At 40.0% G+C, this 12,583-nt stretch carries 12 protein-coding genes and 1 tRNA gene; 9 read left to right on the forward strand and 4 right to left on the reverse strand.

The window, feature by feature from the left end:
• The first annotated feature begins 252 nt into the window (after positions 1–252).
• Complete coding sequence (locus OCV72_RS11585) at positions 253–990, forward strand: peptidylprolyl isomerase (RefSeq protein WP_055283973.1); 738 nt, start codon at positions 253–255, stop codon at positions 988–990.
• A gap of 97 nt (positions 991–1,087) precedes the next feature.
• Here the strand turns inward: OCV72_RS11585 and OCV72_RS11590 are convergent, their stop codons facing one another.
• A complete protein-coding gene (locus tag OCV72_RS11590) occupies positions 1,088–2,374 on the reverse strand; it encodes an aspartate aminotransferase type Ic (protein ID WP_055283975.1) in 1,287 nt (428 codons plus the stop codon).
• Positions 2,375–2,724: 350 nt separating this feature from the next.
• Here OCV72_RS11590 and OCV72_RS11595 point away from each other — a divergent pair, with 350 nt between their 5' ends.
• Entirely contained in the window at positions 2,725–3,699 is a 975-nt protein-coding gene (locus OCV72_RS11595; RefSeq protein ID WP_055283979.1) for a Gfo/Idh/MocA family protein, read from the forward strand.
• A 109-nt stretch (positions 3,700–3,808) separates the two neighbouring features.
• Here OCV72_RS11595 and OCV72_RS11600 read toward each other — a convergent pair whose 3' ends face one another.
• Positions 3,809–5,485: a glycoside hydrolase family 13 protein gene (locus OCV72_RS11600; protein WP_055284086.1), complete on the reverse strand. Its 1,677-nt coding sequence runs from the start codon at positions 5,483–5,485 to the stop codon at positions 3,809–3,811.
• A 209-nt stretch (positions 5,486–5,694) separates the two neighbouring features.
• On the opposite strand from OCV72_RS11600, the gene OCV72_RS11605 reads away from it, so the two are divergent.
• Complete coding sequence (locus tag OCV72_RS11605) at positions 5,695–6,588, forward strand: AraC family transcriptional regulator (RefSeq protein ID WP_055283981.1); 894 nt, start codon at positions 5,695–5,697, stop codon at positions 6,586–6,588.
• 88 nt (positions 6,589–6,676) lie between these two features.
• Here OCV72_RS11605 and OCV72_RS11610 read toward each other — a convergent pair whose 3' ends face one another.
• Both OCV72_RS11610 and coaBC read right to left on the reverse strand, forming a co-directional pair.
• Entirely contained in the window at positions 6,677–6,880 is a 204-nt protein-coding gene (locus OCV72_RS11610) for a hypothetical protein (protein ID WP_044925779.1), read from the reverse strand.
• Between the two features lie 49 nt (positions 6,881–6,929).
• Positions 6,930–8,132: a bifunctional phosphopantothenoylcysteine decarboxylase/phosphopantothenate--cysteine ligase CoaBC gene (coaBC, locus tag OCV72_RS11615; protein WP_055283984.1), complete on the reverse strand. Its 1,203-nt coding sequence runs from the start codon at positions 8,130–8,132 to the stop codon at positions 6,930–6,932.
• A 147-nt stretch (positions 8,133–8,279) separates the two neighbouring features.
• Here coaBC and OCV72_RS11620 point away from each other — a divergent pair, with 147 nt between their 5' ends.
• The 6 genes from OCV72_RS11620 to OCV72_RS11645 all read left to right on the forward strand — a co-directional run bounded on the left by OCV72_RS11620 (position 8,280) and on the right by OCV72_RS11645 (position 12,578).
• A complete protein-coding gene (locus OCV72_RS11620; protein WP_055283986.1) occupies positions 8,280–8,918 on the forward strand; it encodes an ECF transporter S component in 639 nt (212 codons plus the stop codon).
• A 173-nt stretch (positions 8,919–9,091) separates the two neighbouring features.
• Positions 9,092–9,162: transfer RNA gene (locus OCV72_RS11625), tRNA-Trp, on the forward strand.
• Between the two features lie 147 nt (positions 9,163–9,309).
• Positions 9,310–10,686, forward strand: a complete 1,377-nt coding sequence (locus OCV72_RS11630) for a TrkH family potassium uptake protein (protein WP_055283988.1) — start codon at positions 9,310–9,312, stop codon at positions 10,684–10,686.
• Between the two features lie 15 nt (positions 10,687–10,701).
• The gene (locus OCV72_RS11635; RefSeq protein ID WP_055283990.1) at positions 10,702–11,343 is read left to right on the forward strand and encodes a potassium channel family protein; all 642 of its coding nucleotides are present in this window, start codon (positions 10,702–10,704) and stop codon (positions 11,341–11,343) included.
• Between the two features lie 142 nt (positions 11,344–11,485).
• A complete protein-coding gene (locus tag OCV72_RS11640; protein WP_055283992.1) occupies positions 11,486–12,010 on the forward strand; it encodes a hypothetical protein in 525 nt (174 codons plus the stop codon).
• 64 nt (positions 12,011–12,074) lie between these two features.
• Entirely contained in the window at positions 12,075–12,578 is a 504-nt protein-coding gene (locus OCV72_RS11645) for an NUDIX hydrolase (RefSeq protein WP_055283994.1), read from the forward strand.
• Positions 12,579–12,583 lie beyond the last annotated feature (5 nt).

Consider the following 12,583-nt stretch of genomic DNA (forward strand, 5'->3'; position numbering starts at 1 on the left):
ATGGAGCTGACTGATACTAATCGGTCGAGGGCATGACCAAGCAAGGTGATAGGTAGGATGAAGAAAATATTTCTTGTATGCAGTTTTGAAGGTATATATAAAAGGTAAAAAGCAATCAACATATGTTGGTTGCTTTTTTGATATCCAGCATAAAGAATAAAAAATATATAAAATCTCAAATATCTTTTGACCATATATGCTATAGATGATACAATTGAAACATTGTTGGAATAGAAAAGGAGTTTATTAATTATGGAACAGAAAGTAATTGCCACAGTTGGCGGACATCAGATTACAGAAGCAGAAGTAGAGGCATTCATTCGCAGCCTTCCGAGAGAACAGCAGGCATATGCTTCACATCCGGATTTTCGTAAACAGTGTGAAGAACAGCTGATCGCAGTTTATGCATTTGCAAAATACGGAGAAGAAGAGAAGATCGATGAGACAGAAGAGTTCAAGAATGTGATGGAAAATGCGAGAAAAGACATTCTTGCGCAGATGGCTATGAGAAAGCTTTTTGCAACAGTAAACGTAACAGACGATGAGATCAAAGAATATTACGAAGCAAATAAAGGGAAATATTCTAAAGGTGCATCTGTACATGCGAAACACATCCTTGTAGATAATGAAGAAAAGTGTACAGAGCTTTTGAACGCAATTACAAGCGGGGAGAAGGTATTTGAGGATGTTGCAAAAGAATCTTCTTCATGTCCGTCAGGAGCAAACGGAGGAGATCTTGGAGAGTTCGGAAGAGGACAGATGGTGAAAGAATTTGAGGATGCTGCATTTGCTGCTGAGATCGGACATATTGTAGGACCGGTAAAGACACAGTTTGGATATCATCTGATTAAAGTAGAAGATAAGAAAGAAGCCGGTGAATCAAATCTGGAAGAAGTAAAAGACCAGATTCGTGCAGAATTATCTCAGAAGAAACAGGAAGAAGCTTACAGAGCTAAAGTAGATGAACTGAAGAAAAAATATATGGATTAATCTGTTAATCCACTAAAGAGATAATATAATAAAAGCAGGGGCATGATCATTGAAGATCATGCCCCTGCTGCGTCTTAGATGGCGATTTGCGCCTGTTTTATTTGGTTTGCAGTAATTTATCAATACTTACAAGTTTTACGCTTAAAACAAATATTTTAGCAGCTAATTTCAGCTCTTTTACAGTTGGATAAGAAGGTGCAATACGGATATTGCTGTCCTTCGGATCTTTTCCATAAGGGAAAGTAGCACCGGCACCAGTCATTACAAGACCGGCCTCTTTTGCTTTGGCAACGATTGCTTTGGCACATCCATCCATAGAATCAAAGGAAATGAAGTAGCCACCGCGTGGAGCAAGCCATGAACCAATTCCAAGTCCGCCAAGTTCTTTGTCCAGTGTTTTTAATACGATATCAAACTTAGGACGGAGAATATCTGCATGTTTCTTCATGTGCTGAACCATTCCGTGAATATTTCCGAAATATCTTGCATGTCGGAGTTGGTTCAGTTTGTCATGTCCGATTGTCTGAATACGCATCTGTTTTCTGATATCAGCCAGGTTGGCATCAGATGCTGCGATTGCTGCGATACCGGAACCAGGGAAACTGATCTTGGAAGTAGAAGAGAACTTGTAAACCATATCCGGGTGTCCTTCTTTCTTACACTCCATTAAGATTTCAATCAGATAATCCTGTTTATCTTCATATAAATGGTGAATACCATATGCATTATCCCAAAAGATACGGAAGTCTTCTGCTGCAGGATTCAGTTTTGCAAAACGATGAACTGTTTCATCAGAGTAAGTGATGCCCTGTGGGTTGGAATATTTTGGAACACACCAGATACCTTTGATCGCCGGATCAGTGCTGACCAGTTCTTCTACCATGTCCATGTCCGGACCGGTTGGTGTCATCGGAACGTTGATCATCTCAATTCCGAAATATTCTGTAATTGCAAAATGTCTGTCATATCCAGGAACCGGACATAAGAATTTTACTTTATCAAGTTTTGCCCACGGAGTACTTCCCATAACACCATGAGTCATACTGCGTGCGATTGTATCATACATTATATTCAGGCTGGAGTTTCCAAAGATAACGATATTATCTTTTGGTACTTCCATCATATCTGCAAGCAACTGTTTCGCTTCTGCGATACCATCCAGAACACCGTAGTTACGGCAGTCAACACCTTCTTCACATACAAGGTCTGAGTCACTTCTTAATACATCCATCATATCCATGGACAGATTCAGCTGTTCTGTGGACGGCTTACCTCTGGACATATCCAAGTGTAGATTCTGTGCCTTTACATCTTCAAACTGGGCTTCCAGATCACTTTTCAGCTGCAATAATTCTTCTTTGGATAATTCTTCATATGCTACCACTATACCATCCTCCATATCATATATACCATTCAACATTATAATATTTTAACAGAATTTGACGTTTCGTCAATGGTTTCTTGCAAAATGATGAGAAATTATAGAAAAATATGCAATTCAAGACTTGTAAAATGAAATTTTTGTGAAAAAGTTATGCAAAAAATGTGATGTGATAAAGCATGCAAGTGAAAATACAGTACCTATCCGAAGGAACAATCAGGAAATTACGGTAAAAATAAAAGGTGAATTATACAGGGAAGAAGTTGCCGGTGGCAGATTCCGGAGATTAGACATTCACAAAAACGGACAGCATGTGTTATGATATGCTCAGATGATAACAAGGAGGAATTAATATGAGAGATATTAACTGGGCAGTACTTGGCACAGGCGTTATTGCAAATGAGATGGCCGTTGCATTAAAAAAGAACGGAAAGAATATCTATGCTGTTGGTAACAGAACTTATGAAAAAGCCGTCGCATTTGGTGAAAAGTATGGCATAGGGAAAGTTTATACGGATTATAATGAGATGTTTACTGATCGGGATGTTGATGTAATTTATATCACAACACCTCACAATACACATAAAAAATTTATGAAACAGGCAATTGAGAATGGAAAACATATTCTGGTAGAAAAGTCGATTACACTTAACAGTGATGAACTGAATGAGATGGCAAAACTGGCAGATAAGAATCATGTCATCATCGGAGAGGCAATGACAATCTATCATATGCCAATCTATAAAAAGTTAAAAGAAATTCTGGAAACCGGCGTATTAGGAAAAGTAAATCTTATTACAATGAATTTTGGAAGTTTCAAAGAATACGATATGAATAACCGCTTTTTTAACCCTGATCTTGCCGGTGGAGCAATGTTGGATATTGGAGTATATGCGCTTTCATTCATCCGCTGGTTCATGGATTCAAAACCAGATCAGTTGCTGTCGCAGGTGAAATCCGCACCCACAGGGGTAGATGAGCAGGCCGGACTGCTGTTGATGAACAAAGAAGGGCAGATGGCAACCGTTATGTTATCACTTCATTCAAAACAGCCAAAGCGGGGCATGATCTCCTGCGAAAAGGGATACATTGAGATTATGGAATATCCAAGAGCATGGGAGGCAAGAATTACCTATGTGGAAACCGGAGATGTAGATGTCATAAGAGCGGGAGAAAATGCAGATGCACTTGCTTATGAACTTGAAGATATGGAAAAAGCGATTGCAGGAGATTCGGAATGTATGCATTTTGACTATACAAAAGATGTTATGGATATGATGACGGAATTCAGAAAAGCATGGAAGTTCACTTATCCGGAAGAGGAATAGTTTGCAGAGATAAAAAAAGCACATAGATATCAGCTGATAATATCTGATATCTATGTGCTGCTTTTTGTTTCTTGGACATATAAAAACGATACAAAAGAAATTATAAAGTTTACAATTCAAATACAAGAACTTCACAACTGTTAAGTGTAATTATATCATTGGAAGGAAGAGAACGCTCAGCACTGGCCATATTAGAAAGAAGAATCTGTTTTACGGGATATTCCAGCGTAAGAGAAACTGCTTCTTTCCCGAAGTTGGCGGTGATAAGGATTCGTTGATTTTCAGTCTTTCGATAATAAGCCATGACCGAGCTGGTATTCTGATAAACAGGTAGGAATTCGCCATAAGCAAATACTTCTTTGTAAGCAGGAGATTTGCGCAGTGCGATCAGCTTCCGGTAATAATTTAATACAGAATCAGGATCTGTGTCCTGCGTTTCCACGTTGATTTCAGTATAATTATCATTTACTTTCAGCCATGGAGTTCCCGTGGTAAATCCGGCATTTTCCTGAGTATTCCATTGCATCGGAGTTCTGGCGTTATCACGGCTCAGCCTGCTGCATGCTTCAAGGGCTTCTTTATCGGTGAGCCCGGCATCTCTGGCAGTATGATACTGATCTATGGTATTGATGTCATTATATTCGTCAACAGTGTTCCAGACTGCATTTTGCATACCGATTTCCTGCCCCTGATAGATAAAAGGAATTCCACGGAGAAGAACACTGATTGTTCCGAGCATCTTAGTACCTGTGGGATTCTGGGCATAGTCAGGAAGAAAACGAGACACACCTCTTGGTTCATCATGATTTTCGATGATATTTGCTTCCAGACCACAGTTTTGAACTCTAAGCTGGGAGTCGGTGATCGCTTTACGCCATTCTTTGAAGTCTACAGGTGGTGCATCATACCATCCATGTTCTCCTTCACTGAGCATATGTGCACTAAAGTCAAAAATTGTGGAAAAATGACCATTTTCACCGATAAATGCATCAAGTTCGCCCTCTTTCATATTGAATACTTCGCCTACAGTAAATGCTTCGTATTTTTGGAATGTATGTTTCTTCAAATCTTCAAGAAGTTCTCCGACACCATCTACTTCGTCTACCATTTTCCAACAGCCGGCAAGTCCATCCGGACCATCCGGTTTGAAATCCGGAAAGTCCAGATCCTTCTTGATGTTAATGATTGCATCAATACGGAATCCGGCAAGTCCTTTTTCAAGCCACCAGTTGATCATTTCATAAAGCTTTTCTCTCAGAAGCGGGTTTTCCCAGTTAAGATCGGGCTGTTCTTTGGCAAACATGTGCAGGTAGTATTTATCAGTACCCGGTACCGGTTCCCAGCAGCTTCCGCCAAAGTAAGAACGCAAGTTACTTGGGGGATTACCGTTTCTGCCCTTGCGGAAATAGAAATAATCAGCATATTCTCCGTCGGGATCAGCCAGGGCTTTCTGGAACCATTCGTGCTGGTCAGAACAGTGATTGATGACCAGATCCATAATAATATACATATCCCTTTTCTTCGCTTCGGAAAGCAGTTCGTCAAACTCTTCCATCGTTCCGAATTCTTCCGCAATTGCGTAGTAATCAGAAATATCATAGCCCTGATCTACAAAAGGTGATTTGTAGATTGGAGAGAGCCAGATGATATCAATCCCCAATTTTTTTAAATAATCTAATTTAGAAATGATTCCACGAAGATCTCCGATTCCGTCTCCGTTTGTGTCCAAAAAGCTTTTTGGATAGATCTGGTATGCGACTTTATCATGCCACCATTTTTTTATCATAATTTTTCCCTTTATATACGAAATTAATTTCGTAAATCCCTTTCTGTTATTGTAGTCTTCTGTATGCTGCTTTGCCAAAATCACATTGAGGCATAACAGAAAATGTATTATACTGCTATTATATGGGAAAAAAAGCCTGATATCTTGCAGTATAGTGTTGTTGTATGACATAATACTGCCTTGTAAAAGCAGAGAAAGGGAAAAAGAAAATGAAGAAACAGTATTTCCATGCACCGGAGCAAAAAGAAGAGACAAAGCACGGAGAGCCGTACTTTCCGGTTCAAAAGTATATTACCAGACTGTCTGAAGAATATCCGGCGGTAACAACACACTGGCATGAAGAGGCAGAACTTACATTGATCGTAAAAGGAAAATGCCATTATCACGTAGATCTGGTTGATTATGAAGTGAAAGAAGGAGATCTGTTATTTGTTCCGCCGCTATTTTTGCATGCGATTTCAAAAGGAAGATGTGAAGAATTTATTTCGGAGACGTATGTATTTCATTTGAATTTTCTCGGAGGTAATTCAACAGATATATGTTCGACGCGCTATCTGGTTCCAATTATGAACCAGGAATTCGCAATGCCTTGTCTGATTACAGGGAAACATTCGGTCTATGCTTCACTTAGAAAAGTCTTTGATCAGATTACTTCGCTTTATGATGAAAATGTAGATGGATATGAACTGGCATTGAAAGCGTTACTTTTACAAGCAATTTTTTTGTTGCTGCAATATAGTAAAAAAATTACAAAGAAAGAAAAAGAGCAATATTCTGAGAAATTAAAAAGTGTACTGGATTATATTGGAGAACACTATGCAGAACCAATTTCAATAGCGGAACTGGCAGAATTGTGCTATTTCAGCGAATATCATTTTATGCGTTTTTTCAAAAAGCATATGAATATGACTTGTGTGGAATACATGAATAATTTTAGATTGGAGAAAGCTGTGGAATTATTTGAACAGGGGCATTTATCGATTATTGAAGTCTCAATGTCAGTCGGATTCCGGAATCTTTCTTATTTTCATCGTGCATTTAAGAAAAAATATGGTATGACACCACTTACTTTTATAAATAAACTGAAAAACACTGTCCGATAACATATTAAGATCATTGGACAGTGTTATGTAATATCTATGTGTTTTGAAAACTGTCAGAGACAGATTCCGGATCGTCAACTGATAAAATTTATAAACTTGCTTCAACCAGTACAGCTACAGCCAGTGTGTCGTCTTCAGTAAATCCCTGTGCACAGGTAAGGATTGTCTGTACATAGTCTTTTGAAAGATCGAGTTTGTGAGAGATGACATCCATATCATAACCCTCCTGATTCAATTCGGTTACATTCTTTACATCCTTGCGGATCTGTTCCATTGATAAATTTGCGTCCATTTTCATATATCCTCCTGTAAATTTCCGGATTTTCTTTTTTATACTGTATTTACATTTTGTTCTTAAGCTCTAATATTTTATCAAGCAGATGGAAGGCAACTTCTTCTTTGCTCATCAGTTCAAGTTCAAATATCTGATCTGGTGTGATCATGGTAACGATGTTTGTATCCGTTTCAAATCCGGCACCTTGTTCTTTCAGATTATTGGCGACGATCATATCCAGATTCTTCTTTTCCAGTTTTTTCTTGGAGTTCGTAAGCATATTCTGCGTCTCCATAGAAAAGCCGCATAAGAACTGACCGGCTTTTTTGTGTTCGCCGAGATATTTCAGGATATCATCTGTGCGCTCTAGTGGAATAGACATGGTATCATCGTCTTTCTTTTTGATCTTTTCATCAGAGACATTGCATGGTCTGTAATCGGCAACGGCAGCAGCCTTGATGATAATGTCCATATCCTGGCTTCTGGAAGTGACTTCCCTGTACATATCTTTGGCAGACACAATTGGAATGGTATTGACAAAAAGCGGTGCATCAAGAGAGGTACGTCCTGTTACAAGGGTAACATCTGCGCCGCGGAGCATGCAGGCTTTAGCAATGCTGTATCCCATCTTTCCGGAAGAATGGTTCGTAATATAACGGACCGGGTCAATGGCTTCCTGTGTCGGTCCTGCAGTTACAAGTACTTTCATACCGGTCATGTCTTTTTTGTATCCAACAGATTTGCAGATATATTGGAATAAAGTTTCCGGTTCCGGCATCTTTCCGGTACCATTATCGCCACAGGCCAGATGACCGGTGGAAGGTGTGATGACTTCCATGCCATAATGCTTCAGTAATTCTATATTATCCTGTGTGACAGGATTCTCATACATTGCTGTATTCATAGCAGGAGCAATGATCTTTGGCGCACGGCTGGCAAGTACGGTTGTTGTCAGCATATCGTCGGCAAGACCATGAGCAAGCTTGGCCATCACATTTGCAGTTGCGGGAGCAACCATAATGATATCAGCAAGCTGGGCAAGTGCAATATGTTCCACTTTGAATTCAAAGTTCCGGTCGAATGTATCAGTGATACATTTATGTCCGGTGAGAGTCTCAAACGTAATCGGATTAATGAAATTGACAGCGTTCTCTGTCATGATGACATGAACATCAGCCTGGGCTTTTACCAGAAGACTTGCAAGAGTTGCAATCTTATAAGAAGCAATTCCCCCGGTCACGCCAAGGAGAACGTGTTTTCCTTTTAACATAAATATTCATCCTCATTTCTAAAATAATACAATCACTATAGCTCTTTTTATTCATTCTTGCAAGTAATAGATAACGATGTTATAATCGGATTCGTAATTGTATTGTATCCCGGATATCGGGAATGATAACAAGGAGGAAGATTAAACATGAAGACAAAAAAACATAACACCAGCTGGATGGTCAGTGTTGCACTTATGGCAGCAATCGTAATCGTTCTGGCGAACACACCGCTTGGAATGATACAGCTTCCGATCATTAAAGCGACAACGGTACACATTCCGGTAATTATTGGAGCAATTTTGTTAGGACCTGCAGCAGGTGCAATCCTGGGCGGTGTATTCGGTATTTGTTCATTGATCAGTAATACAATGGCACCGACGCTTTTATCATTCGCATTCTCTCCGTTTATGAGCACTACAGGAATACCCGGAGCGGTTAAGGCAGTTTGGATTTCAGTAGGATGCAGAATTTTGATCGGTGTGGCAGCAGGATGGCTTTGGATTCTCTTATCAAAACTGAAAGTAAACAATATCATTGCACTTCCTGTCGTAGGATTCGCCGGAGCAATGGTGAACACGATCACGGTAATGGGAAGTATCTACATTCTTTTTGCAAAACAGTATGCAGAAGCAAAAGATGTGGCAGTCAGTGCCGTATGGGGACTGGTAATGGGAACTGTTACGGCATCGGGAATACCTGAGGCAATTGCAGCGGCAATTCTGGTTCTTGCAATCGGTAAAGTTCTGATCGGTGTATTTAGAAAAATGAATATCGGAAATGTATAGATGAAAGATGGAATCTCCGGCTCGGATAAAGAAAGCCGGAGGTTTTTTAGAATACGGATTATATAAGAAAAAACAGAAATTTTGCAAAAAAATAAAAAAAATGAAAAATTCTGTTGACATATATGGAACTAATATGGTATAAATAATAAGCACTCAGCAATGAGTTACGATATAGGGGATTGGTCAAGTGGTATGATAGGGGTCTCCAAAACCTTTGGCGGGAGTTCGATTCTCTCATCCCCTGCTCCTGAAAGAGTCAGAAATGCTTTGTTTATAAGCTTTTCTGGCTTTTTTGTTTTTGCTGGAAAATAACTATTGACTTCTTTAAGGTGCAAGCGTAAATTATAGTCGTTATAGAAGAAAAAATACAGATAAGAAAGGCAAAATAAAAATGAAGAGAAAGCAAAATATCAGATGGAATACCATGAAAATTCTGGTAATTGGTTTTCTGAGTGTGATTGTTCTGGGAGCAGTACTTTTATGGCTTCCGGTATCGAATGAAAAACCAATCAGCTTCTTGGATGCATTATTTACATCAACAACATCGGTATGTGTGACGGGACTGGTTACGGTTGTTCCGAAATATCAGTTCACGATAATGGGAAAGATAATTTTATTGATTCTGATTCAGATCGGAGGCCTGGGCATAATTGCATGTATCACAGCATTCTTTATGCTTCTTAAAAGAAAGATTACAGTAAAAGAGAGAATTGTCATTCAAGAAGCTTATAATATGAATTCTCTTGGTGGTCTGGTAGGCATGGTCCGCAGAATTTTGTTCGGGACGCTAGTGGTAGAAGGCATCGGCGCCGTTTTTTATGCAATACAATTCAGTCGGGATTATGGACTTGTAAAAGGAATTTGGTATGGAGTTTTTCACTCGGTTTCTGCATTTTGCAATGCGGGAATTGATATTCTCGGAGAGGACAGCCTGGCAAGATACGTAACCAGTCCATTGATCAACATTACAACGATGATGCTGATCATTCTTGGCGGAATTGGATTTACGGTGTGGTATGACGTGATTGATAACGGAAAGAAGATCTGGTATCGTGAAATTCCGAAGAAATGGTGTTTTACCAGACTTAAGTTACATTCAAAGATAGCAATTGTTACGACATTGATTCTGCTGATAGCAGGGACACTTTTGAATTTTGTACTGGAGTACCGGAATCCGGAAACGATTGGGAATCTGAATACCGGACAGAAGATAATGGCTTCGGCATTTCAGGCTGTGACGACCAGAACGGCCGGATTTAGTACATTTCAGCAGTCGGGAATGCATGAAGAGACCGGATTCCTGAATATTATTTTAATGTTTATCGGAGGATCTCCTGGAGGAACTGCGGGTGGTCTGAAGACAACGACATTTGCGCTTTTATTTCTCGCTTTTCACACGATGCTCAGGGGAGGTCATGATATTGAATGCTTCCAGAGAAAAGTGGCTGAAGATAGCTTTCGTGTTGCGTTCGTGACATTTATGCTGGCATTGGGCATATATGTAACAGGAACCACGGTTATTGCTGTGATAGAGCCGGATACAATCTCGCTTCAGAAAATTATGTATGAGACCGCATCTGCGATGGCAACAGTTGGCCTGACACAAGATTTGACAACTCATCTGAGGGTAGGAAGCAAGATCGTGTTGATGATACTGATGTATGCAGGACGAGTCGGACCGATGACCATTGCGTTATTATTTGCCGGAAAGGTAAATTTGCAGGAAAAGATGCGGACACTTCCGACGGAAAAGATTATGATTGGTTAATGAGGAGGAGTAACTATGAAGAAACAATTTGCAGTATTTGGTCTGGGCAGTTTTGGGGAAAGTATTGCGTTAGAATTACAAAAACTCGGATGCGAGGTCGTAGCAGTAGATAAAGATATGGAGCGCGTAAAAGGAATCGCCGACTCGGTATCGTATGCGATGCAGGCAGATATCGGTGATCCGGATTTTGTCAGATCTCTCGGCACGAGGAATCTGGATGGCGTTGTGATCGCAGAAGCAGAAAGTCTGGAAGCAAGTATTATGGCAACGCTGGTGTGTAAAGAAATTGGTGTACCGAATGTGATTGCAAAAGCAAAAAATGAGCGTCATGCAACCGTATTGAAAAAAATCGGTGCAGACTCCATTATTTTCCCGGAAAAAGAAATGGGAATCCGGATGGCAAAGAATCTTATGTCTGCCAGCTTCACAGATTGGATCGCTTTATCACCGGATTATAGTATAGTTGAGACACCGATGCCCGTAAAATGGAGTGGAAAAACGTTGCAAGAACTGGATGTGCGCCGGAATTATGAAGTGAATGTCGTGGGAATTAAAAGTGGGGCGCACGTAGAAGTGAATCCGGATCCTTCAGAAGTATTGCGTGAAGATATGGTTCTGATCCTGGTGGGATCTAATAAAGCATTAGAAGCATTATAAGAAAATTTCATGTCTGGAGATGATCCTGGCTGGTGTGACGAAGGTGTAATATCGGCTTTGCAATCATAACAAGATAATGGTATAATATTCATACTGATTTGATCTGAAGATACGAAAGCTTTACCGTAAGGAGGACATGAGGATGAAAGAAAAAATAATACAGGGTGGGATCGTGAATGGCGAGAAGATGCTGGTATGTCCGACCTGGGAAGATGAATTTCAAAAAGCAATCAACAGTACAGGCGGCTGTTTCCGAATCAGCATGGATTATTCTGCTGTAGATGTTTCGTGGTGGAAAGAACTGGAAGCGATTGCTAAAAAATATGGATACACACTGGATTCTGAATCATTGGAGATCATTCAGGAATATGTACAGAAATATAAAAAGTACGAGAATCATTTCTGGGAATATGGGAAGAAAATCATAACGTTTGAACAGTTCAGCAGGATGTTGAGTAAAAAGGCGGGAATACAGCCAAAAGAAGCAAAAGACTATGTGGCCGCTAATCTTCAGAATCTGGAGCATAAAGAGATTTTGGAGGCATTGCTGTTCTCGTTGCAGCTTATTAAATCCGAAAAGGGACTGGAGGGAACGCAGTGGACAAAACCGACGTGCGATTTTATTAAGAAAGAATTTGAGAAGATGATTGTAAACGGGGAATATTAAGAAGAAAAAGTGGGGAGTCAGTCAGAATGATTCTCCACTTTTGATGTAAAAGGAGATAAAGAGTATGGAATTATGGGATATTTATGATGAAAATAAAGAGCGTACAGGAGCTACAATGAAACATAATGACTGGAATATGAAACCGGGAGAATTTCACCTGACTGTTCTTGGTGTGCTGATGCGCCCGGATGGGAAATATCTGATCACCAGAAGAAGAATGGATAAAGAATGGGCAGCCGGATGGTGGGAAGTGCCGGGAGGCGGAGTACGTGCCGGGGAAGATTCGTTGGATGCAGTGATTCGGGAAATCAAGGAAGAGACAGGAGTCGATGTGACGGAAGCAGAAGGAGGCTATGCATTTTCATATAAGAGAGTAAATCCGGAAGAAAAAAACAATTACTTTGTGGATATCTACAAATTTATTCTGGATTTTGATGAATCTGATGTGAAGACACAGGAGGAAGAGGTGTCGGGATTTGCAATCGCAGATATCGAAGAAATCAAAAGATATGCGGATCAGGGGATATTTCTTCACTATGAAAGTATCCGACAGGTTTTCGAAGGATAAAACAG

It is taken from the genome of Dorea amylophila, from assembly GCF_025567265.1.
GTDB lineage: Bacteria > Bacillota > Clostridia > Lachnospirales > Lachnospiraceae > Dorea_A > Dorea_A amylophila.